The sequence below is a fragment of the Salinibacter grassmerensis genome, assembly GCF_947077765.1.
Taxonomy (GTDB): domain Bacteria; phylum Bacteroidota; class Rhodothermia; order Rhodothermales; family Salinibacteraceae; genus Salinibacter; species Salinibacter grassmerensis.
This window is the reverse complement of record NZ_CAMTTF010000001.1, coordinates 309,128-332,552: the sequence shown is the minus strand read 5'-3', so window position 1 is coordinate 332,552 and position 23,425 is coordinate 309,128. Positions and strand designations below refer to the sequence as shown.

Annotated in this window: 12 protein-coding genes and 1 riboswitch; of the genes, 3 read left to right on the top strand and 9 right to left on the bottom strand. The window is 67.3% G+C overall.

Annotated features, from left to right (window positions below; all coding sequences use genetic code 11):
* Position 1: 1 nt before the first annotated feature.
* Positions 2-205, bottom strand: a complete 204-nt coding sequence (locus tag OJB03_RS01245; protein ID WP_263784527.1) for a hypothetical protein — start codon at positions 203-205, stop codon at positions 2-4.
* Between the two features lie 501 nt (positions 206-706).
* Between OJB03_RS01245 and OJB03_RS01240 the strand changes: the two genes are divergently transcribed.
* Positions 707-3,904 (top strand): basic secretory protein-like protein, encoded by a 3,198-nt coding sequence (locus OJB03_RS01240; protein WP_263784525.1) that lies wholly within the window; start codon positions 707-709, stop codon positions 3,902-3,904.
* A gap of 58 nt (positions 3,905-3,962) precedes the next feature.
* On the opposite strand, the gene OJB03_RS01235 is transcribed toward OJB03_RS01240, so the two are convergent.
* From OJB03_RS01235 to recQ, 8 genes are all read right to left on the bottom strand, one after another.
* Positions 3,963-5,609, bottom strand: a complete 1,647-nt coding sequence (locus tag OJB03_RS01235; RefSeq protein ID WP_263784523.1) for an Rqc2 family fibronectin-binding protein — start codon at positions 5,607-5,609, stop codon at positions 3,963-3,965.
* Positions 5,610-5,762: 153 nt separating this feature from the next.
* Positions 5,763-7,061, bottom strand: coding sequence for a Y-family DNA polymerase (locus tag OJB03_RS01230; protein WP_263784521.1), 1,299 nt, complete (start codon positions 7,059-7,061; stop codon positions 5,763-5,765).
* A 33-nt stretch (positions 7,062-7,094) separates the two neighbouring features.
* Positions 7,095-7,577 (bottom strand): LexA family protein, encoded by a 483-nt coding sequence (locus tag OJB03_RS01225; protein ID WP_263784519.1) that lies wholly within the window; start codon positions 7,575-7,577, stop codon positions 7,095-7,097.
* A 243-nt stretch (positions 7,578-7,820) separates the two neighbouring features.
* The gene (locus OJB03_RS01220) at positions 7,821-8,588 is read right to left on the bottom strand and encodes a TIGR00266 family protein (RefSeq protein ID WP_263784517.1); all 768 of its coding nucleotides are present in this window, start codon (positions 8,586-8,588) and stop codon (positions 7,821-7,823) included.
* Between the two features lie 737 nt (positions 8,589-9,325).
* The gene (locus OJB03_RS01215) at positions 9,326-11,938 is read right to left on the bottom strand and encodes a bifunctional aspartate kinase/diaminopimelate decarboxylase (protein WP_263784515.1); all 2,613 of its coding nucleotides are present in this window, start codon (positions 11,936-11,938) and stop codon (positions 9,326-9,328) included.
* Between the two features lie 154 nt (positions 11,939-12,092).
* On the bottom strand, positions 12,093-14,819 hold the full coding sequence (locus tag OJB03_RS01210) for an adenosylcobalamin-dependent ribonucleoside-diphosphate reductase (protein ID WP_263784514.1): 2,727 nt from the start codon (positions 14,817-14,819) through the stop codon (positions 12,093-12,095).
* A 231-nt stretch (positions 14,820-15,050) separates the two neighbouring features.
* Positions 15,051-15,127: riboswitch (adenosylcobalamin-variant (AdoCbl-variant) riboswitch) on the bottom strand.
* A gap of 723 nt (positions 15,128-15,850) precedes the next feature.
* Positions 15,851-17,230, bottom strand: a complete 1,380-nt coding sequence (locus OJB03_RS01205) for a hypothetical protein (protein ID WP_263784513.1) — start codon at positions 17,228-17,230, stop codon at positions 15,851-15,853.
* A gap of 131 nt (positions 17,231-17,361) precedes the next feature.
* Positions 17,362-19,185 carry a DNA helicase RecQ gene (gene recQ / locus OJB03_RS01200; protein ID WP_263784512.1) on the bottom strand — a complete coding sequence of 608 codons (1,824 nt, stop codon included), beginning with the start codon at positions 19,183-19,185 and terminating at the stop codon, positions 17,362-17,364.
* A 258-nt stretch (positions 19,186-19,443) separates the two neighbouring features.
* Between recQ and OJB03_RS01195 the strand changes: the two genes are divergently transcribed.
* Both OJB03_RS01195 and OJB03_RS01190 read left to right on the top strand, forming a co-directional pair.
* A complete protein-coding gene (locus OJB03_RS01195; RefSeq protein ID WP_263784511.1) occupies positions 19,444-19,878 on the top strand; it encodes a BlaI/MecI/CopY family transcriptional regulator in 435 nt (144 codons plus the stop codon).
* A 45-nt stretch (positions 19,879-19,923) separates the two neighbouring features.
* On the top strand, positions 19,924-23,412 hold the full coding sequence (locus OJB03_RS01190) for a M56 family metallopeptidase (RefSeq protein ID WP_263784510.1): 3,489 nt from the start codon (positions 19,924-19,926) through the stop codon (positions 23,410-23,412).
* The last annotated feature ends 13 nt before the right edge of the window (positions 23,413-23,425 follow it).

Sequence of the window (23,425 nt, the reverse complement as noted above, 5' to 3'; positions counted from 1 at the left end):
CTTACTCAATGATGTGGGGGGCATGCGTGGCGAACTCGACGAAGTACAGCAGCGCGTACAGCACGAGCAAAAGGACGAAGTATGCCCCCGTGACCGCAAGGGTCCCGTAGGGCTGAAACTCGTCGAGGGAAATGTCTCGGGCCTTGCCCGAGTCGTCCCCCGCTGCGGCAACCTCGGTCGGGGCGTCGGGCTCGTCGGTCGGCATGAAGAGCAAACACACAATTCGGGAGAGCGACGAACGGAAGCGGGCGACGCGGCTTCAACAGGCACACGTGCCGCAATTCTCACGACTATGGTACAATTCAGAGACTCCCCCCGCAACCCTGCGATCTTGAACGATCGGGTGGGGCGTTCCCCCACTTCCCTGTGTGCGTGCGTGGCCCGCACCGTGCCCTCCCCTCGCGCCGAAAACGGTACGTCTTTGAGGAAAGGGAGTCCGCTCTATCGCTCCGGCCCATCGAGGGCAGGTCACCGAAGGAAGCAGCGTATTCCGTCGTCACGCACGTCATTCAGGCCCCTCGGCTGCGAGGCCACAAGTCAGTCGATCGTCCTCCATGTGATGCTGGGCCGCCCCGAGCATTCTCGCAATACCAAGATTTCGTAATGGCGGTATCGTGCCCTCATAATACCACACCGGTCGGGCACGTTCATCCCCTGGAGATCCAGCCCCCCTCACGACCGCTCCGCCGAATTCTCTTCGTTCGTCATGCGATCTCTCCCCCCGCTCGCCTCCACTCTCGCGCTACTTTTCGCAGGCCTCGCGCTCCTCGGCGGTCCGGACGCCCGGGCGCAGTACTTCGGGCAGAATAAAGTGCAGTACGACCAGTTCGACTTTCGGACGCTGGAGACGGAGCACTTTGTCTTCCACTTCTACCCGGAGGAGGAGCAAGCCGTACGCGACGCCGCCCGGATGGCCGAGCGTTGGTACGACCGCCACACCGAGATCTTTCTGCACCGCTTCGACGAGAAGAAGCCGATCATCTTCTACGCCAACGACGCGGACTTCCGGCAGACCAACGTGACGCCGCGGCCAATTAGCCCGGGCACCGGCGGCCTCACCGAGCCGCTGCGGGAGCGCGTGGTCATGCCGTTCGCGTCGTCGTACGGGGAGACGGACCACGTGCTGGGCCACGAACTGGTGCATTCTTTTCAGTTCGACCTCGGCCTGAACGCGGACAGCGTGGGCATTCAGCTCGGCGCCCTGCCGACCTGGCTCATTGAAGGGATGGCGGAGTACCTGTCGGTCGGGCGGCAGGACTCGCACACGGCCATGTGGATGCGGGACGCGGTGCGCCGGGACGACATGCCCTCGTTCGAGGGCCTCGCCAACCCGCGGGAGTACTTTCCCTACCGCTACGGCCAGGCGTACCTCGCCTACATTGGCGGCAAGTACGGCGACCAGGCCGTTACGGACCTCTTCAAGCGGGGCGGACAGGTGGGGCTCGACTCGGCCTACGTGGAGCTCTTCGGCGTGTCGGCGGACTCCCTCACAAACGAGTGGGCCCAGACCACCCGCGAGACGTACGGGCCGCGCATGGAAGGCCGCACGCCACCCGACTCCGCCGGGCAAACGGTGCTCGCCCCGGAGACAAACGGCGGACGCATTAACATCGCCCCGTCGCTGAGCCCGGACGGGCGCTACGTCGCGTTCATCTCGGAACGGGAACTGTTTTCCTTCAACCTGTACGTGGCGGACGCCCGGACCGGAGAGGTCATCGCGGAGCTGGACCGGGCCGGCACCACCAGCCACTTCAACGCCCTGCGCTTCATCAGCTCCTCCGGCACGTGGTCGCCCGATGGGCGGCGCCTCGCCTTCGTCAGCTCCGAGGACGGCGACAACCAGATTACGATCTGGAACGTGGTGGAGGAGGAGATCGAGCGTAGCTTCTCGGTGGACGGCGTCACGTCGATGAAGAACCCGGCGTGGTCGCCGGACGGCTCGAGGCTCGCCTTCGCGGGCACCGACGGGGGCATCAGCGACCTCTACGTCCTGGAGCTCGGAACGGAGTCGGTGCGGCAGCTCACCAACGATCGCTACGCGGACCTCCAGCCGACGTGGGCGCCCGACGGGGAGACGATCGCCTTCACGACCGACCGGGCAGAGACGGACTTCGAGACGCTGAGCCCGTCGTCGAACATGGACCTCGGGCTGGTGGACGTGTCGAGCGGGGAGGTGACGGTCCGGGAGCCGTTCGGGGACGCCCTGCACCACAATCCGCAGTTCTCGCCGGACGGACAGAGCCTCTACTTTGTCAGCGACCAGGACGGGTTCAAGGACGCGTACCGCGTGGACCTGTCGAATGGCGATCGGTTCCGCGTGACCCGGCTCAAGACGGGCGTGAGCGGCATCACGGCGCTATCTCCGGCGCTGTCCATCGCCCCCCAGAGCGGCGACATGATGCTGTCGGTCTTCGCGGACGGCAATTACACCGGGGTCCGCCGCCCTGCCAGCGAGGCGCAGGGCATCCCGATCGGGGGAACCACGGCCGGGATCCCCTCCTCGGATGACCGTACGCGTCCCCCCACGGAGACCGACACGGCCGCACAGGAGCCGGGGGCGAGCGCCGCCGACACGTCGCGCGCCGCCGGCATCCTGCCCTCCCCCGCGTCTCGAAACGAGGGACTGATCGCCGCCAACCTCCGCGACGCCACCACCGGCCTTCCACCCGACTCTACCGACTACACGACCGACGACTACGACCCAACGCTGTCGCTGGAGTCCATTTCCCGGGCCAGCGGCATTGGCGTCTCCGTCGGCGGCCCGTTCGGGGGCGGCCTGGCCGGGGGCATCGGGCTCCGGTTCGGGGACATGCTGGGGCACCGGACCCTCGGGGTGGCCGTGCAGGCCCAGGGCACCTTCCGTGACCTCGGCGGCGGGGTGTCGTACATGAACCAGCGCGGCCAGCTCAACTGGGGCGGGTCCCTCAGTCACACCCCCCTCATCTTCTCGGCGAACACGGTTCCCTTTCGGGACGACGCCGGACGCCTCGTCGGCCTCGGAAGCGTCGTGCAGCGCGCCTACATTACCTCCGTCAGTGGCAACGCCTCCTACCCGCTGAGCCCCACCCGACGGTTTGAGTTTTCGCTCGGCGGTACGCGCTACGGGTTCGGAACGAATGTGCGCACGGCGGGCCTTGCCCCCGACGGCACGGAGGAAACGTTGCAGGATCAACTCGGGGGCCGCTCCCCGAAATACCTAGCAACGGCGAGTGCGGCGTACGTGCGCGACTTCACGACGAACGGCCTCACGGGGCCCCTCCAGGGCGGACGGTGGCGGGTTGGCCTTACGCCGACGGTGGGCTCACAGAACTTCGTCACGGCCCGGGCCGACGTGCGCCGGTATCTCTACGCCGAGCCGTTCACGTTCGCCTTCCAGGCGCTCCACGTCGGAAACTACGGCGCCTCGTTCAGCGACGAGTTTGGCATCGGGAATGAGTACATCGGCTACCCCTACGGACAAGGCTTCGTGCGCGGCTACAGCGTGCAGAGCATCGCGAGTGGCATTCGGGAGAACGGCGGCTGCACCCGTCTCGGCGACGCCCCAACCACGTCGCAGTGCGCCGAGATCGACCGCCTCTTCGGCACGCGGGCCCTCACGACACGGGCCGAGATTCGCATTCCCCTTCTGGGCCCGGAGCGCCTTAGCCTCATCCCGTTCCGGTACCTGCCCACCACACTGGCGCCGTTCGTCGATGCCGGCGTAACCTGGACGAACGACGAGGGGCCGGACCTCTTCACGTTTGACACCGACAGCGCCGACACGACCATTCCGGTGGTGAGCGCGGGGGTGTCCGCCCGCTTCAACATCCTGGGGAGCCTTCTGCTGGAGACCTACTACGCGCGTCCCTTCCAGCGCCGCGACACGACCTGGGAGCTGGGCTTCCGCATCTCGCCGGGGTTTTGATTCATGAGGCGTGGCGCGTGAGGGGCCAGGACAAGAATCCCGTGTTGCGCTCCGTGCGTCATTCCGGCAGTCCCGGCTCCACCATGAGCACGTCCTCGCGGTCGACGCGCACCACGCCGGGATCCGCGCCGGTCGGGCTGGTGACGTACTTGCGCTCGGTGATCATGACGGGGGCCACGTCGCTGCCTTTCGACTTGCTGTAGTGGGCGGCGATGGCCGCGGCGACGTATCGGCGGCGCTTGCCGGGCTCGGCGTCGCGGTTCGGACGGTGGAGCACGGTGTGGGCGCCCGGCACGCCGCGCGCATGCAGCCACAGGTCGTAGGGCTGGCTGGCGTGGAACGTAAGGTCGTGGTTCTGCCGTGCGTTTTTGCCGACCCATACCTCGAAGCCCTCCCCAAGGTCGAAGCGGCGGAACGGGAAGTCGTCCACGTCCGCGTCGTCCCGCTCCACGAACGGCAACAGCTCGTCCTCCCGCTCGTCCCGAAAGTCCTTGATGCCGTCGAGCGTGTCAATCTCTCGGAGGTCGTGGAGGAGGGCCTCAGCCCGTTCGGCCCGCTCGATCGTGTCATCCAGTCGGACCTCCGCCTCCTCCCGCGACCGCCGCGTGCTCCGGGCGCGGTCGTAATAGTGCTCTGCGTTCTCGACGGGCGACTTGGACGGATCGACCGGGATGGTGACGGGCGCCCCGTCCTCGAACAGGTTGGGCAGCTCCACCTCCTCCGCCCCGTCGGGCACCTGGTCCTGCTGGGCCATGAGGAGGTGGCCCCACCGCTCGTAGCGCCCGGCCCGGCTCTCGCTCTGAAGCTCCTCCACCATACGCTCGGCGCTGCGGCGTTCGTGCTCGGCCGCCGACTCGAGGGCCTCCTCCAGTGGGTCGTAGAGACGGTGGAAGTGCTGCTCGGCCAGTGTGCGCCGCACGAAGTCGGCCACCGCGGCATCCACTGTGTCGAACCGCTCGGCGGGCGTCTCCTCGCGGTGCCGGAGCGGCACCAGTGAGAAGGCGTCCGGGAACTGTCCCGCGCCGTAGATTACGGGGGTCGGGTCGGTCAGGGCGTCGCGGAGGGTCATCGACGCGTCGAAGAGGGCCCGCCGCTCCGCCGCCGTGCAGTCCGCGGGCGCCTCACTCGTAACGCCCGCCCGGTGCAGCGTCTCCCGTGCCAGGTCGCCCCCGAAGAGCGACACGGCCGACTGGACCGCCTGGCGCGTCTTGTTGCGGTTGTTTTTCCATCGGTCCTCGAACGCCTCGAACGTATCCGGCATTGGGGCGGCGTACGGCTCGGGCGCCTTCGTTCCGGCGAGCTCATCGTGGCGCTGGAAGGCGGCGACGATCGTGTCGTCAGGCGCGACGTGAAAGGCATTGGCCCGCGCCCCAAAGAGCTGCCACAGAATCCGCCCCCCGCCGTCCAGCTCGATGGACACGAGCCGGTCTCGATGGGCGATGGACACCCCTGTCACCGCCCGTCCGATGGCGCCCTCAAAGAGGGTGGCTACGTTGCGACGCGCCTTGTGGTAGCCCGGACGGCGAAACAGGTACAGAAACGGCCGTTGCACCGAGCCGCGCACCATCCAGTCCTGATCATCCATGGCCAGCGCGACGGTCAGCTCGTTCTTCGTCTGCGAGTAGATGTCCCGGACCGTCGTGCCCTCCAGGTCGGCGTGCCATTCGTGGACGAGGGCGCGGAGGGTGTAGTAGTTGTTGACCACGGGTGTTGTCGGCTCGGCGGGAAGTTCAGTCCAGCATGATCGGTGGGCGGCAACGGACCATCACCGTACGCTCGTTCCTCGGCCCGGTCCGTTTTCCATTCATCCTCCACCCTACGAGCGGGGCACCGAGGACGGCACGGGAGCTCCGTGTCTTCACGCCCTCGCCACCGGCAGTTCATCCCATCGGGTCGTGTAGTGCTGGGAGGTGTTGTCGCGCGTCATGGTCCAGTCGCGGTCGCCCAGCAGCCCCGCCGCCGCGACCCCGATGGTGCCCCGCCCCATCGTGCCGTTGATCTGGTCCACGGCCTGCATGAGGGCCTCGTCATCCTGAACGGGACGGCCGAACAGGCTGCCCTGATGGGGGCGCCGGGGCCGGATCGCGTACAGCATCACGCCGGCCTTCCGGTAGGCCGGGCCCGCCTGGTAGATGGCGTCCAGAAGACGGCGGGAGGACCGGACGAAGGGCGGAGCCGCCGCAGTGTGCTCGTCGAGCGTGGCCTGGGCTTCATTTGCGTAGTGGGGCGGTGGCCCGTGCGTCTTGGTGGTGATAAACGCGCCGATCCCCCGCGCCACGAGGTCTTCCTCCCGCAGCTTCTCCGCGGCCCGCTGCGCATGCTTAGCGAGGGCCTGTCGAAGCTCCGCCTTCGCCTCCACGGGCGAGCCGAACGAGCGCGACCGGACGAGGGACTGGCGGTCGGGCCCTACGAGGTCCAGGTCGAGACACTGGTGCCCCCGCAGCTCGCGGGCGAGGCGCAGCCCCACCACTGTCATCTTCGACCGGATCCACGGATCCGGCAGCGCCCGGAATTCCGCCGCCGTAGCGACCCCGTGCTCGCGCAGCGTCGCCTCGTAGCTCGGCCCGATGCCCCACACGTCCCCCACGTCGGTGCGGTAGAGCAGCACGTCGAGGTCCGGCTCCGGCGGGCACACGTAGACCCCCGTCCCGTCGCCCGCCCGCTTTTCAGCCTTGGCCTTCTCGTCCGCGATCTTGGCGAGCGACTTGGTGGGGCCGATCGCCACGCGCACCGGGATTCCCACCCAGTCCCGTACCCGACGACGGATGCGCTCGCCCAGCGTCCGGAGGGCGTCACGGTCGAGGGCGGGCAGCGTCACGAAGCACTCGTCGATGGAGTACCGCTCCAGGTCGATGCACATCGTCTCGAGCACCGCGGTCACGCGACGGCTTAGGTCGGCGTAGAGCGCGTAGTTGCTCGAGAGGACCGCCGCGTCCATCGCCTCCAGCTCATCCCGCCACTTGGACACCGGCGCGCCCATCGGCACGCCCGCCGCCTTTACCGCCGCGGAGCGGGCGATGATGCAGCCGTCGTTGTTCGACAGCACGACGGTGGGGCGGTCGCGGAGCGCGGGGTCGAAGACGCGCTCGCAACTGACGTAGAAGGCCTGGCAGTCGATGAGAGCAATGACGGGATCCACGGGCACGAGGGGCAACATAAACGGGGCGGTGCACGAAGGCGTAGAGAACCCTCACGACACCTCGTGGACCACGTGCTGCACGACGCCCCACACCACCAGCTCCTGCCCGTCCCGGACCGGGATGGGATCGTGCTGCCCGCTCTCGGGGACGAGGTAGAGCCGCTCCTTGCGCACCCGAAGGCGCTTGACGGTCAGCTCGGAATCGAGCGCGGCCACCACGACGTCCCCGTCCGCCGGCTCCACGGCCCGGTCGACCACCAGAATGTCCCCGTCGTGGATGCCCGCCCCGGTCATGGACGTCCCCGACACCCGGAGGTAGTAGGTCGCCGCCTCGTGCTCGATCAGGTGCTCGGCCAGGTCGAGTTCGGTTTCGACGTAGTCGGAGGCGGGCGACGGGAAGCCGGCCTCGACCCGGGTCAGAAAAAAGGGCTGTCGCAGGCTCGGCGTGGGGTGGGCCGGGCGCATGGCCGTCACGACGACATCGGGGGGGACGGAGCGCTGGTCCGGGTCATCGGCACTGCACGAAAGCGACATGGCGCGGTGGAGGCGTGCTGGACGGAGTGTTGGATCGGTGCGCCCCCACAATACAAACCAGCACACATATTTCAAACATGCACCCTCGTTTCCGTCTCATTCCGCCTCCGCTCCACCCTAAAAACGGACGTTTTGCCATTAACAATCCGGAATCGGCGCTTCAGGACTGACGCAGCTCCCCCGAAAGACCAGCGGTGGTGCTCCGGTCCGGAGGGATACAATCAGGCGTTCTGTCGGCTCCTGTTAGTCGCCGGAGATGAAGTCGCCGAGGATGCCGGTTCCACCCGGCCCCTCACTCTCTCCCCGGTTCGCAAGCTCGCCGGCCACAATGCGGTCAGCGAGGCGGGAGAACGGAAGGCTCTGCAGGTACACGGTGCCGGGCCCGGTGAGCGTGGTCAGGAAGAGGCCTTCACCGCCAAAGAGTGCGTTCTTGAAGCCGCCCACGAACTCGATGTCGTAGTCGACACTGCTGGAAAACGCCGCGAGACAGCCGGTATCGATCCGCAACGTCTCCCCGGCCTCGAGCGTGCGCTCGACGACGGTCCCGCCGGCGTGGATGAAGGTCCAGCCCTGCCCCGTGAGGCGCTGCAGGATGAATCCCTCGCCCCCAAAGAGGCCTGCCCCCAAGCGCTTGGTGAAGGCCACCTCGATCTCGACGTTGGCGTTGGCACAGAGGAACGCGTCCTTCTGGCACAAAAACTCGCCCCCGAAGTCGTCGAGCTGGACGGGGATAATCTTGCCGGGGTACGGGGCCGCAAAGGCCACGTGGCTCTTGCCCTGCCCCTCGTGGACGAACGTGGTGATGAAGAAGCTCTCACCGGACACCATCCGCTTGAAGCCTTTGAAGAGGCCGCCCCCGGTGTCGGTCTGCATGCGGACGCCGTCGTCCATGTAGATCATGGTGCCGGCCTCTGCACGCACGCCTTCTCGGGGGTCGAGCTCGACCTCCACGAGCTGCATGTCGTCGCCCAGAATGTCGTAGTCGATGCCATCGGTGCGGATGGTGCTCATTGGACCTGCGGTGTTGATTCTTGGGAGGTGAGGGGCCGCTACGACGTGGTCCGTAGCCGGCTTATTTTTCTAATATGCGAAACAGCAGCGATAGAGGAAAGGGCCAGGCCCCAAAAGGCAGACGTCCTCGTCAGATCTCTAGCTGAAGAAGGCCCTCCATCTTCACCATTTGCTTTCATGCCGGTCACTGTTTCGAAAGCCCCCCGAATGTTGTGCCCGCCGCCACCGGCACTTGTGCGAGAGAGTGTTAGCAGCCGCAGCAGGAGACTGTCACCGGTCCGGTCACAGTCGATACCAACCCGAGGCCGGGCTGTCTTGCGACCGCGTAAGAACCAGCGCTCTCGCCAGCAAAAGCAGACTGAGACGCGACTCGACAGCCGACGTGGGGGGATGGAAAAGACAGGGGACCCGACAGCACCTGCCCCGTGACTCTGTGTCGAGGGGGTGAGCACCCCGAATGACTGGGACGAGGTGGAAGAAAAATTGCCCCCGATCGAGAAGCCGGTACCGATGAGGTATGGGGCGTGGATCGGACGGGCCGCGTTCACTTCTTCACAGAGGGGAAACCGGGACAGTCGGTCGGACCGTCCTGCCGACTTTCCGGGTGCGCTCTAGCGCAGAACGTGGACGGTGCGACGGGGCGGTTTTCACGGGAACGACGCAGAAGAGCGACATGCTTATCTCTTCCCCCTCGCGGCGCGGCATTCCGAAATGCCGCAGGGCCCTTCCACGGAAGGTCACGCCGGTTCGGGGGCGAGCATGATCTCGGGGGCGGGCTCGCGCAGGTTGTACCGATTGCTCATGCTGGCCCCGTAGGCCCCCGTCGTCGCCACGAGCAGCGTGTCGCCCGGCTCCGTGGGCGGCAGGCGGCGGTCGTGGCCCAGCACGTCGCCGGTCTCACAGACCGGCCCCACCACGTCCGCCGTCATTGCGGGCGACTCGTCGAGGCGGCTGAGGTTGACGATCTCGTGGTGGGCGCCGTAGAGGGCCGGGCGCAGAAGGCTGTTCATGCCCGTGTCGAGCCCCACGTACGCCGCCGCGTCCTTCGTTTTCGTCTGCGTGACGCGGGCCAGCAGCACGCCGGCCTCCGCCACCAGGTAGCGGCCCGGCTCCATCCAGAGGTCGTACTGCGGGTGTCGGTCGGCGGCCTCCGTCAGGACGTCGTCGAGGGTGTCGAGGTCGAGCGGACGACCGCCCGAGGCGTTCGGCACGCCCAGTCCGCCCCCGACGTTGAGCGCACGGACGGCGGGGAACTCGGCGGCGAGGCTGGCCAGCAGGTCCACGAGGCCGGCCCATGTGCTCTCGTCCGTGATGCCGCTCCCGACGTGCGCGTGCAGGCCGACGACGGTGGCCCCGGCCTGATCGACCGCCGCACGCAGCCGCTCTAGGTCTTCGGGGACGACCCCAAACTTCGACTGGGCCCCCGCCGTGCGCACCTTTCGGTGATGGCCCTCGCCCTGCCCCGGGTCCACCCGCACGAACAACTCCTCCCCCGCAAACACGTCCGGGTGCTCGGCCAGGGGCTGCACGTTATCGACCGTCACGTGCACACCGCGCTCGAATGCGTCGGCGTACTCGTCGGGGGCCGCAAAATTCGGCTGGAACAGGACGCGCGCCGGATCGAGGCCCGGGCACGCCTCAAAGACGCGATCCAACTCGCCGGGGGAGACGCACTCGAAGCCGAGGCCCCGCCGCTCCAGTAGGCGGAGCACCTCGGGGTGCGGGTTGGCCTTCACGGCGTAGAACGACTGGTCGATTGGGCCGAGTCCCTGCACCTCGTCGCTGCGGGCCGTCACCACCTCCGGGTCGTAGACGTAACGGGGCGACTCGTCGTCGGCCAGGCGCAGCAGGTCCTCGCGGCGCTCCCGCCACCACGTGTCCGGCGCTTCCTCGGGGGAACCGTCCTCAACCAGCTCCTGCCACCGCGGCCCAAAGACGGCGTCCGACGCCCGATGCCCAAAGAACTGCGCGTGCAGCTCGCGGACGAGGCGTGAGGCCTGGTCCTCGTCCACCACGAAGCTCATGTTGAGGTCACTCGCGGCCTGGGTGACGAGGTGGACCTTCTGCTCATCGAACACCTCGAACGCCGGGCCCAGCTCGCTCAGCAGGGAGCGGATGTGGCGCCCCACGAGGCTTACGATGGCGCACGGGTCGATCAGCTCGGCGTCGCAGTATCGGTTCAGGTCGTGCAGCAGCCGGTCGAGGATGTCCGGATCAAGGGCATTAGCGACCGGGTCGAGCGTCACCGTCACGTTCGACTCCGACGTGGCCATCAGGTCGACGGACAGGCCGTGGTGCTTAAACACCTGGAAGACATCGGCCAGGAAGCCCACCTCCTGCCACATGCCCAGCGTGTCCATGCTGACGGCCGTGATGTCGGTCTTGGCCGAGATGGCCTTCACCTGCGGTCCCACGTCGGGCCCCTCGCCACTCACGATCGTGCCGTCGAGGGACGGGGCCTCGGTGCTGCGGACGTGGAGCGGGATCTGGTGGCGCCGGGCCGGGTCGAGACACCGGGGATGCAGCACCCGCGCGCCCATCGTCGCCAGCTCCTGGGCCTCGTCGTAGTCCAGGCGGCGCAGCAGGCGCCCCGACGGCACCTCGCTCGGGTTCGCCGTGAAGAGGCCCGGCACGTCGGTCCACACCTCGGTCCGCTCGGCCTCCAGCTTGGCCGCAAAGTGGGCCGCCGACGTGTCTGAGCCGCCCCGCCCGAGCAGAACGGTCTCGTCGAGGGCGTTGCTCGCGATGAAGCCCTGCGTGAGGTAGACGGTCTCCGGGGCGTCGGCGAGGTGGGCCTGGAGGCCCGGGTCGGCGTGCGACGTGCAGTTTGCGGCCAGGTACTGACGCCCCGGCGGCAGGTGCGGATCGTCGGTGGCCCGCAAGAACTCGCGCGCGTCAAGCCACTCTGTCGGCAGCCCCTGCGCCGACAGGTACGCCGCGCCGAGGCGGGTCGACAGCAACTCGCCCGTGGCCAGGACGGCGGCCCGCTGCCGGGGCGACGGCCCGTCGGTCGCCTGAATCTCATCGACCCACTGCTCCAGCCGTGCAAACTCGTCCGACAGCACCGCCTCGGCGTCCACGCCGAGGTCCTGCCCCAGTGCCCGGTGCCGCTCTCGAATGGTGGCGAGCGTCGACTCCGGGGCACCGGGATCGGCGGACGCCAGCTGTGCGCACAGCGCCTCCAGCTGATCCGAGATGCCCTGCAGGGCCGAACAGACGAGGAAGGGCGCGCGCCCCTCCATGCGGTGCGTGCGCACCACCTCGGCAATTGTGTCCCACCGGGCCCGGCTCGACACACTCGTGCCCCCAAATTTACAGACGACCCACGGATGACCTGACGTTTCCATCATGCTCCAATTCCTTCCACAAAATACGACGCGGCGCCCTCCATGTCGGGAGGACGCCGCGAAAACCACTTTCGTATGTCCCGACTACGTGTGAGAAGCGCACTCCGGGCCGACTTCGTTCCGACCTGCGCCCCTCACTGCCGCGGAGGCGTATGGCCTAGCTGCACCGCGAGTGCCCGCAGTCCGCGCACTCCATGCAGCCCTCTACGTGGCGCACGTTCGCGGACCCACACTTGTCGCAGGTGACTTCGTGGTCGGTGGCGTGGGCGCGCAGGGCCTTCGCCATCGACTGGCCGAAGGACGCGATTGAGCCCTCCGCCTTCTCGAGCTGCTCCACGAGGAAGTCAATCTTGGAGCCGTGGCGCAGCGCCGTCGACACGAGCCGCGTCTCCACGCGCACGTCATCGGACGGCATGTGGCTGGTGATGTCGCCGATCACGACCGTTCCGTTCGGGCCCAGAAGCGAGTAGTGACGGCTCTCATTCTTCCGGATGTGGCCCTCGTCGACGCGCTCACTGTCGTCGCCGAAGAGCGGGGCCTCCCCCTCCGACTTGAAGGCGAAGACCTCGTAGGGGTGATCCTCCAGAAAGCCGACCAGGATGGTCCAGTGGTCGCCCTGGTACCGCACGCGGTGGATGGCGCACGGCAGGGTCTCCGGGCGATCGGGCGCCTCGGTGCGGGGCACGCCATCGCCGTCGTCCTCGTCGTCGCCGCCGGAGAGCACGGCACTCATGGTCCCGGCGCGGTACGTCGTCACGCCCTTGATGACGCCTGTGTCGTGGGCCTTCTCGTAAAGCTCCTTGAAGTCCTCGAAGGGGTAGTCATTCGGGACGTTGACCGTCTTGGACATCGAGGAGTCCACGAACGGTGCCAGCGCCTTCATCTGGGTGAGGTGGTCGTCCACGTCCAGATCGCGGGTCGTGACGGCCCAGTCGGCCTCCGGGTCCCAGGTGCCATCCGTCTCCATGTGTCGGACGGCGTAGTCCTTGACCTCCTGATCCTTGCAGATGTCGCGGGTCGGGTGAATCTGCCAGTGGGTGTGGCCCTCCTCCTGGCAGCGAAGCACCGTCTCGTCGCCCTGCTCCTCGGCGGTCCAGGCCGTGCCGTCGGCGTCGATGTCCTCCCCCACTTCGTAGGCGTTCGGGGACATCGACGGCCGGTTGATCCCGTCGGGGAGCGCCGGCTGCTCGGAGGTCCGGATGTAGCTGTGCATAAACACCGGCTCGATGCCGCTCGACGGGGCGTTGCCCAAGGTGGACGTGTTGCCCGTCGGCTGAATGGAGAGCAGGTGACTGTTGCGGAGCCCCAGGTCGCCGATCATCTCCTTCGTCTTGTCCGAAAGGCGCTGGACGAAGGGGTTTGACAGGTATTCGTCCTTGTCGAAGAGCGGGAACGCGCCCTTCTCGTCGGCGAGCCGCGCGCTGGCCTGGTAGGCCTGGTTGGCGAGGTGCTCCTGGAACTGGCGCATCACGCGGGCCCCCTCGTCGGAGCCGTAGCGCGTCTTCATCATCATCAGCGCCGAGCCGTCGCCGTAGTGGCCGAGGCCGATGCGGCGCTTCTTCTGCAGGTTCTCCTGCTGCTCCTCGAGCGGGACGTAGCTGAGGTCGTTGACGTTGTCGAGGAAGCGCACCGCGAGCGGGACGAGGTCGTCGACGAGATCGTAGTCAATCTCGCCCGCTTCCTGGTCCACGAGCTGCGTCACGTTCAGGTTGCCCAGCAGGCACACGCCGCCGACCGGCAGCACCTGCTCGCCACACGGGTTCGTGGCGTTGATGTGCTCGATGTAGCTGAGGTTGTTCTCCTTGTTGATGGTGTCGACGAAGATGACACCGGGCTCGTTGCGGTTGTAGGTGGAATCCATAATCCGATTCCAGATCTCCCGCGCCTCGTACACCGCGGGCTCGCCGGTGGCCGGGTCCTTCCACGTCTTCACCGTGCCGCCCTTCTCCTGGTAGGCCTTCAGGTTGCCGTCCCAGTGCTGCTTGTAGAACTCCTTCTCGTTCTCGTAGTCGGGGAAGCGGAGCGCCCACTTGTCGTCGTTCCTGACCGCCTCCATGAACTCGTCGGTGATGAGAACCGACATGTTGAACTTGTGGAGGCGGCCGGGCTCCTGCTTCGCCTCGATGAACTCAATGATGTCGGGGTGCCAGATGCCCATGGTGACCATCTGGGCGCCCTTTCGGATCTTGTCCTTCACGTCGTCGCGGTCGGACATCATGCCGGAGCCCGCGACGATGGTGGCGGCCTGCTTATTCCAGACGTCGAGCATCTGCACCGCGCCGGGCGTCATGGAGCCGACGCCGCCGATGCGCGCCCCACGGGGCCGCATGATGTGGGCGCAGAACCCGTAGCCGCCCTCGCTGGCCAGGATCTTGGCCTGGCGGGTCAGCTCCGCCTGGATCTCGTCCATCGAGTCCTGGTCGTGGCCCTGAAACCCCGACACGAAGCAGTTGATGAGCGTGGCCTTGCCGAGGCCGGTGCCCGCGTTGGCGAAGATGCGGCCGCCAGGCGTGAACGGAAAAGGGCCAGTGCCCAGTCCTTTCCCGCTCAGAAGCTGATAGAAGCGCTGGGTCCACGCGTCGGTGTCGTCTTCGACCTGGGCCATGGCCCGCGCATTCCGGTACCAGCTGTCCGGTATGCGGTCGTCGGTGCCGTACTGGTAGTTTTGCTCGTAGACCTCCTCGGAGATCTCGGTCTCGAAGATGTCGTCGTTCGTCCGGTCGTCCGTGACGAGGTCGCTGTCGGACAGCTGATACTGATGCGACCCGTTTCGTCCCGACCGGGTGTTGACGCGGTGGCCGTTGGAGGCGTGCCCGTTGGTCGATTCGGCCGGGGCAGCCACGTCGGCCGCTGCGGATTCTGTAGAAGAGGGGTTTTGGGACATAACTGAGCGCTCGATTAATAGGAAAAGGACCTCGGACGGTTGGCGCGCGTCACGAAGGCCAGGGCGCGCTGAGAGAGGCGATTCAATACAGGCCAGATCCGCGCAGCGGGAGCGGGCTGCCCGGAACGGTTCGGCCAATGCCGTCAATCAACTCGTACGCCACGGACCACATGCCCTAAAGACGCGCAGGGCTTCCCCTCCGACACGGCGGCCTGAAGGGACGTGATCGCTCTCCGGGCGGGCATTCGGGCTGGAACCGTTGCGCGGCAGCGCCGGCCTTCCACCGGACTTTCCCCGTGACGCAGGAGCACCCATCGGTGCGTTCCTACCGCCATGCCACGACAGCACAACCCCAGAGAGCACGTGCTCACTAAGCGTGTCTTGTACGGTAGGTTTCTGGCGCCAAAGTATCAAATGGACGCCATTTACTGCTGTTATTGTTTCACCGCAGAAAACCGTTCTCAGCGTCGATGTGTGCGGGTATGAGCGGAACGCAGCTTTGTGAATTCCTTGATCCGTGTGCGTCTAGCGTCTGCCGCCGCGGAATCTCACAGGGCCTAGGTCTCCTCTTCGAACAGGCTCCACATACGAAAAATTTTCGTTCAGAGCAGGTGGAGATCTGACATTTGAACGGGCGGGGGAGATGACTTTCCAACCATTCCCCGAGTACAGGACGGGTAGGAGCAACAGCCCCCATGGTTGTCTGCGTCGAAGGGGCTTCCGGCGATGCTACTGAGCCAGCCGTCTTGCGGTTAGGCGCCCTGCAGAATCGTCCGCCTCTAGAAGACCGCCGTCAACCAGGCACGGTTCGGGCTCCTGTCTGGAGAGGATCGAGACCCTTCTTTCAGCCGCGGGTCGATGTCAACCGCCGTATCAGGCACCCACTCTTTATTACTGTTATTGACCACGTCGGCACATTCTCCCTGGACGCCGCTCCGCGTGGACGGAATGAACAGCGTCCGCACCCTGGTTTCTGAACCGGCCTCTCTCCTGGCAGACAGGGTCGTCCCCCCCTATCCCAGCACGGTCGCTCACTCTCCCCCGTCGCCGTACCGGAAGTTATACGAGACGCCAATCTCGGGCGTCCCGTGCACCACGTCGAGTCCGCCGTAGAGCACGACCCGTCCGAGGTTGCCCACGACGCCGGCCGAGACGACGGGGGCCCAGTCACGTCCCGCCTGTGGGTCGATGTGGGCCCCAAACCCCAGGGCCGGCTGGACGCGCGACTCAAACACGTCGTAGAAGCCGAGGGCCCGGACGCTGAGCTTCTGGTCGGGGCCATCCTCCAGGACGGCACTGTTGATGGCCGCCTGAAGCTGGACGCCGCCGCGTGGATGCGTGTAGCCGGAGGCCACTCCGATGGGGGTATCGCCCCTTACGTAAAGCCCGGCCGTGCCCCCTGCGAAGGCGACAACTCCCACGGCGGCCGCCGCCCCGAGTGCGGGGAGGCCAAGATCGGTATCCTCCTCGTCGTCCTCCTCATCATCCTCGTCCGAGAGGATCTCCTCAGCACGGGAGCGGCCCTCCGTGTCGGCCTCGTCTTCGCCCTCCTCCCCGGAATCATCCCTAGCGCCCCGTCGCCCTTCCGTGCGGTCGTCCCGGCCGGCGGCTGCCGACCGCTCCCCATCGGCCGTCGAGCGGCCCACCGTCTCGCCGCGGGGCCGTCGGGTGCGGTCGTTGTCTCGGTCCCGCCCCCCAACGTAGTACGGGCGCGGCGCCACCCGCCACCCAATGTAGATGCGTGACCGGGGCGTGTAGATGCTCGGCGATCGGGACGGCTCCGGCCGACGCTCGCGGGCGTCCCGGTCGCCGGGGCCGGGGCGTCGTTCGGCCGCGTCCGACGCGAAGCCCATGCGCTCCACGACGAGGCCGTCGAGCGTCGCCCCCTCCGAGAGAATGCGGCGCGCCTCGGCCGGGGAGGCGTCCAGGAAGACGCGTTCGTGGGCCACCGTCACGTTGAACGCAAACCGGTCGGGGACGGGGCGGAGCGCCATGCTGTCGACGCCGACGATCATCTCGGCGCGCTTCTCACCGTCCACCCGCACGTCAGCGCGGAGCTCGACGTTGGTCATGCGGATGCCCGCCGGACGCTCGCGCCAGGGCAGCACCTCGCCCTCATAGAGCACCCGCTTGGCGGGGCGCCAACTGACGACGAACGACCACCGCGACGTGGTGTCGGTCGCGGCGTACCGGTAGTCGAGTGCCATCGAGTCAACGCGGGGGAGCAGGTACGGCGCATCCCGCCCCATCTCGTCGAGGAGGGTGGGCAGCGAGCGGGGCCAGCCTTCAAGAGCCGCCGTTCCGTTGCCCGCCCCGCGGGGCGCCTGCGCCTGTCCCGGCCTCACCCCGGCGATGACCAGCACGCCAACGAGTAGCACAAGCCGGAGCCCGGCAGACACGGTCCGTTGCATGGAGATCTAGTATCTACGTTAAAGGGGCATCTTGGACTCTGTATGGCCGCGCAGAGCTACGAGTTCGTCACATATGCCCCCTCCACAGGCCCTCTTCCGGAGTGGGGACGGCCCTCCCCGGTTTCACACGTTCACGTGTGCTCGCGGATCGTGTCGAGGAACTGATTGCCATACCGCTCCAGCTTCACGTCCCCCACCCCGTGGATCTCATGGAAGGCGCTTCGGGTCTGGGGCTGATGCTCCACCATTGCCCGCAGCGTCTTGTCGTTGAAGATGACGTAGGGGGGCACCTCCTGGTCCTTGGCCAGCTGCGTGCGGCGCTCGCGGAGCGCCTCGAACAGCTCCCGCTCCGGCCCGTCGGCCGGGAGGGGATCGTCGGAGGCGGTCTTCGGGGTGCTGGACGACCCGGACGCGGCGGCCCCGTCGCGGAAGGCAGTGGTCTCGTGGCCCTTCAGCACCGGGCGGCAATCTTCGGTGAGCGTGAGGGCGCCGTACCCCATCACGTCCACCTCCACCATGCCCTTCGCCACCAGCTGCCGGATAATGGATCGCCACTCGGCCTTCGACCGGTCGGCCCCGATGCCGTAAGTAGAGACGGTGTCGTGGTCGTGGCGCTGCACCTTCTCGGTGTCCGTGCCGAGAAGCACGTCGGTCACATGGCCGCTGCCGAAGCGTTGGCCCGTGCGGGCAATGCAGGAAAGCACCTTCTGGGCGGCCGTGGTGCCCTCCCAGGTGTCGGGCGGGCGCAGGCAGTTGTCGCAGTTGCCGCACGTACCCCCCTCCATGTCCTCGCCGAAGTAGTTCAGGAGCACCTCGCGGCGGCAGTCCGGCGCCTCGCAGTAGCCGAGCAGAGCGTTTAGCTTGTGGCGCTGGGTCCAGCGGTGCTCGTCGTTTTCGGCGGAGTCGTCGATGAGCTGCCGCATGCGCACCACGTCCCCGCGGCGGTACGCCATCCAGGCGGTGGCGGGGCGCCCGTCGCGCCCGGCCCGGCCGGTTTCTTGGTAGTAAGCCTCCAGCGTCTTCGGCACGTCGAGGTGGGCCACGAAGCGCACGTCGGGCTTGTCGATGCCCATCCCGAACGCGACGGTGGCCACCACGATGAGGCCATCCTCGCGGAGGAAGCGGTCCTGATGCTCGCTGCGCTTGTGGTCGGAGAGGCCGGCGTGGTAGGGCACGGCGGTGTGGCCGTGGTTGGTGAGCCAGTCGGCGGTCGTCTCCACGCCGTTGCGGCTGAGGCAGTACACGATGCCGTTCTGGCCGGGGTGCTCCCGCTCAATGAACTCGTGCAGCTGTTGGCGGGGGCGGTCCCCCTTCGGTTCCACCACGTAGCGGATATTGGGGCGGTCGAAGCCGGCCACGAACCGGTCCTCGTCCGTCATGCCGAGGCGGTCGAGGACGACCCGCTGCGTGGGCGGGTCGGCGGTGGCGGTGACGGCGGCGCAGGGGATCTGCGTGAAGTCGCCCCGGAGGTCGGCCAGCGCCAGGTACTCGGGGCGGAAGTCGTGCCCCCACTGCGAGATGCAGTGCGCCTCGTCAATGGCGAGAAGGGACGGGCGGGCCCGTGAGAGCAAGTTTTTGAAGCGGTCGCGGGTGGCCCGCTCGGGCGCCACGTAGCAGAGGTCGAGCTCGCCCGCCGTGAGCCGGTGCTCCACCGCCTCCCGCTCCTTGCGTCCGAGGCTGGAGTTGAGCACCGCCGCCCGCACGCCGACCTGCTGCAGCGCGTCGACCTGGTCCTGCATGAGCGAGATGAGGGGCGAGACGACGATGCCGGGGCCGTCCCGAATCATCGCCGGGATCTGGTAGCAGAGCGACTTTCCCCCGCCCGTCGGCATGAGCACGAGCGCATCCCCCCCATCGATGAGCCGCTGCACCACCGGCTTCTGGTACGGGCGGAATGTCTCGTACCCGAAGACGGACTGGAGGACGTGCGTGGGATCGGCGCTGGTGACGTCCATCGAGCGGAAGCGGCTATGGTGGAGATGGAGGCAGAGGCTCAGTCTTCTACGACACCTCGCACTCCTGCGATACAATGTTGCGAAAGTGTTTGTGCTACTCAGGCACTCCTAACAAGCCCAGCGCCATGACGTGCCCGCTTGCGCCTGAAAATCGCTTGCTGTTGTCGCCGGTCCCATCCTTGACTTTTTGGTCTTTTGAAACGTATGGTGCTAATGTGTTAACGTTTATGCATCAACATCCTTCTTCAATCCTCCCCGATGAACGGTTCTCTGTACAACGAACTCGGTCGCCGCGAGGGCCAGATCATGGACGTGGTATACCAGCTGGAAGAGGCCGGAGCCGAAACGATCCGCACGAAGCTTCCCGACCCGCCGTCCAACTCCGCGATCCGGTCGATGCTCCGCCACCTGGAGGAAAAGGGCTACCTGGACCACCGGCAGGAGGGGCGCCGCTACGTCTACTTTCCGACCCGGCCGAAGGACGAGGTGCGCCGCTCGCTGCTGGACCACGTTCAAGAGACGTTTTTCGGCGGGTCGCTGTCGGAGACGGTCGCAACACTTCTCTCGGCGAAGAGCGAGGACCTCTCTCCGGAGACGCTTCGAGAGTTGGAGCAGATCGTTGAGGATGCACGCGACTCGTCCGGCTCTTCGGGGACCGGCTCTTCGGAGACAGATGCATCGGGGGACCAGTAGCCGCCCTCGCACCGGACAGTAAGCGAACAGATGACACTGAGCTCAATGGTTAGCTCCCTCACGTCTTCCCATCTGAGCACTTTCCTTCTCGATGTTCTGCTGAAGGGCGCAGTCCTTTTGGTGCTTGCCCACGTGGCGAATGCACTACTCCGCCGAGGGGACGCCCCGGCACCGCTTCGCCGAGCCGTCTGGGGCCTGGCATTTGCGGCGCTTCTGGCACTGCCGATCGGGCAGGCGGTTCTGCCGCAGTCGTCCCTCCCCGACCCGGTCGATGAGGTCGTTCGGCTCGCGGGGGATTCAGCCGACGAGCCGGCGGCCCGACAGCCGTCCTCACGGCGTGACGAGCCCCGGTCCGGTTCGAAGCCGGGACGCGAGGCCTCGGCAGAGACGCAAGCCTCCACGTCCGCCGGAGCGTCGGGCGGGGCGGGCGCGTCCCCGGCCCCCTCCGCTCCGGCACTCAACAAGGGACGTACAGACGAATCCTTCTGGCTGCTGGGGTGGGTGTGGGGACCGGTCCTGCTCGGCGTCTGGGGCACGGGGGTGGCGTTGCTACTGGCTCGCCTGCTCGTCGGTCATCTGCGGTCCCGGCGCCTTCGTCGGCAGGCCCGCCTGGTGGACGCCCCGGACTGGGCAGAACACCTCGAAGAGGTTCGGGAGCAGCTTGGATCGGGGCGTACCGCCGAGATTCGGTTTCACAAGGGGGCGACGCCGATGTCGCTCGGTCTTTTCTCTCCGACAATCCTTCTCCCAGACTCCGCTCGGGAGTGGCCCTCCGAGCGGCGCCGGCTCGTCCTTCTCCACGAGATGGCGCACCTGAAGCGTAGGGACCTGCTTCTGGGGCTCGTCGGGCAGCTCGGGCGCGCGCTGCACTGGCCCAATCCGCTGGCCTGGACGGGGTGGTCGCAGCTCCTCCAGGCCCGGGAGGCGGCCTGCGATGAGACGGTGCTTGCCGCGGGCGAAGATCCTGAGACGTACGCCCATCAACTGCTGGCGGCCGCGCGCCGGGCAGTGGACGACCACGTCCCCGCCCCCGCCCTGCAGATCGCCCGGCCTACGCGGCTCCGAGAGCGCATTCTCGCAATCGTGAGCCGGGAGGACGCTGCGTCCTGGTCACCCAGACGCAAGTCTCTTCTCGGAACGCTCGGTCTAATGCTGGCGCTTTTGGTGGTGGCCGTCCGCCCTCTCCCCGACGACTGGTATCCTCGTGCGGAGCGGTCGGGGAGCAGCCTGGTTGCCGCCACAATGTCTGACGCGGAGACGGCAGGCCGCGGGGCCGCGGGTGCGGAGCAGAAGATTCAAAATCTGCGCGCCTTCGCCACGCTTTACGGCTACGTCCGCTACTTCCATCCTAGCGACGCGGCGGCGGAGACCAACTGGGACGCGTTTGCCGTCCACGGCGTGCGGGAGGTGACGGATGCTGGCAGCCGGTCCGAGTTGCGTTCGACCCTGCACGAGCTCTTCGCCCCTATTGCCCCCACGGTCCAGCTGTACGAGACGGGCGAGCAGTCGCCCGCCCCGCCCGAGGTGCTTGCGCCCGCCGACACGACCGGGCTCAGCCTCGTATCCTGGCAGCATAAGGGCGTCGACCTCGGCAACCGCGGGCCGTACGAGAGCGCGCGCCTCCACCGTCAGATGGAGCAGGAGGAATCGTCTGGCGGCCCGGGCTTCGGAACGGTGGCTCAGAGTGTGGACGCGATGCCGCATCGGGGCAAGCAGGTGCGGCTCCGCGCCGCCGTTCGGGCCGAGGTGAGCGGCGCCGGCAATCGGGCCCAGCTCTGGCTCCGCGTCGACCGGACGAACGACAGGCAGGGATTCTTCGACAACATGAGCGACCGGCCGATCACCAAGCCAAGCTGGGAGACCTATCAAATTACCGGAACGGTCGCCGAGGATGCCACGCACATCATGCTCGGCGGATTCCTGCGTGGCCGCGGCACGGCGCAGTTCGACGCGTTCCAGCTCCAGGTGCGAGACAGCAGCGGAGCGGCGTGGACGAACGTATCCCTGGAAAACGCAGGCTTGGAGGACGGGGCCGCAGGCGAGCCTCCGGCAGGGTGGGGCGGGCGATCAGACCGCTACGCGTTTCGGACGACGCAGGGGGATCCCGCCGAGGGTCAACAGTTCCTGTCGATTGCGCTGGACACCTCCTCGGTCGCAGTTGGGGCAGAGGGCCTCTTCGAGACGCGCCCGGCCGCTGGGGAGACGGTTACCACGCCGCTCGGGCACGGCCTCTCCGCACAGATCCCGCTCGCGCTCTACAGCGACGACAAGCAGACGCTTCGCTCAGATGGCGCCCCCTCCCCAGCTGCACTTCGGGGGGCGCTCGGCGATGTCTCCCTAAATCGCCTCACGGCCGAGGACGACGCCCTTCGCCGGGCCAACATCATCATTGCGTGGAACGTCTTCCAACACTTCTACCCGTACTTCGACGTCGTGGACGCCGACTGGGACCCAGTGCTGACCCGCAGCCTCCGCCGCGCCGCGGCCGACACGTCCAGCCGCGAGTTCCTGCGTACGCTTCGGCGGATGCTCGTGCCCCTCGAAGACGGGCACGCGCGGGTGTCGCATCCCGCCGACACCCTGCGGGCCGGCCTTCCCCTCCGGTTCGACTGGGTTGAGGAGGGCGTAGCGGTGACCGACACCGCCTCCTACAGCGGGACACAGAACTGCGCCCGGCCCGGCGACGTGGTCACGGCCGTTGACGGCGCACCAATCGAGGAGACACTCCGAAACACAAAACGGTCCATTTCCGGCTCCCCACAGTGGCGGACGGTCCGTGCCCTGCGGACATTCGCCGCGGGGCCGCCCGGTACGTCCGTCCGCCTCACGCTCCGCCGCGACGGGCAGGCGGTCGAGTGCCGGGTCCCCCGCGCTGACGACATGGGCCGCGGGCGCTGGCGGCGCCAGCTCCACCCCGAGCCCCGGCCCGACTCGATCGACGTGCTCTCTGGCGGCACCCACTACGTCGACCTCACCCGGGTGGGAATGGAGGCGCTTCAGCCCCACATCGACACGTTGGCCCAGGCCGAGGCGGTAATCTTCGACGTGCGCGGGTATCCGGAGGGCGGCGCCCAAGAACTGCTTCCCCACCTGTCGCCCGAGACGCTCCGGTCGGCCCACTTCGAGGTGCCGAAGATCATCTATCCGGACCAGGAGAACATCGCAGGCTACACCGGCGGCCGGTGGACACTCCCCTCAAAGACGCCGCAGTTTACGGGCAAGGTCGCATTTCTGACCGATGGGCGTGCCATCAGCTACGCCGAGAGCATCATGGGCATCGTCGAACACTACGACCTGGGCACCATCGTCGGCCAGCCGACCGCCGGGGCGAACGGAAACGTAAATCCATTCACGCTTCCCGGAAACTATCAGGTCTACTGGACGGGCATGCGCGTTCAGAAGCACGACCGGTCCCAGCACCACCTCGTCGGCATCCGTCCGGACGTACGGGCCACGCGGACGGTCGAGGGGGTGCGGGCCGGCACGGACGAAGTGCTGCGGGCGGCGCTCCGCGCTCTCGACCGGTCCCCGTAAACGATTCCTCCAC

Bases quoted from the DNA above. Each gene is read 5' to 3' on its own strand.
- OJB03_RS01215 (WP_263784515.1), bottom strand. From the start codon at position 11,938: ATGATGGAAACGTCAGGTCATCCGTGGGTCGTCTGTAAATTTGGGGGC.
- OJB03_RS01210 (WP_263784514.1), bottom strand. From the start codon at position 14,819: ATGTCCCAAAACCCCTCTTCTACAGAATCCGCAGCGGCCGACGTGGCT.
- OJB03_RS01225 (WP_263784519.1), bottom strand. From the start codon at position 7,577: ATGTCGCTTTCGTGCAGTGCCGATGACCCGGACCAGCGCTCCGTCCCC.
- OJB03_RS01195 (WP_263784511.1), top strand. From the start codon at position 19,444: ATGAACGGTTCTCTGTACAACGAACTCGGTCGCCGCGAGGGCCAGATC.
- OJB03_RS01240 (WP_263784525.1), top strand. From the start codon at position 707: ATGCGATCTCTCCCCCCGCTCGCCTCCACTCTCGCGCTACTTTTCGCA.
- OJB03_RS01205 (WP_263784513.1), bottom strand. From the start codon at position 17,230: ATGCAACGGACCGTGTCTGCCGGGCTCCGGCTTGTGCTACTCGTTGGC.
- OJB03_RS01190 (WP_263784510.1), top strand. From the start codon at position 19,924: ATGGTTAGCTCCCTCACGTCTTCCCATCTGAGCACTTTCCTTCTCGAT.
- recQ (WP_263784512.1), bottom strand. From the start codon at position 19,185: ATGGACGTCACCAGCGCCGATCCCACGCACGTCCTCCAGTCCGTCTTC.
- OJB03_RS01220 (WP_263784517.1), bottom strand. From the start codon at position 8,588: ATGAGCACCATCCGCACCGATGGCATCGACTACGACATTCTGGGCGAC.
- OJB03_RS01230 (WP_263784521.1), bottom strand. From the start codon at position 7,061: ATGTTGCCCCTCGTGCCCGTGGATCCCGTCATTGCTCTCATCGACTGC.
- OJB03_RS01245 (WP_263784527.1), bottom strand. From the start codon at position 205: ATGCCGACCGACGAGCCCGACGCCCCGACCGAGGTTGCCGCAGCGGGG.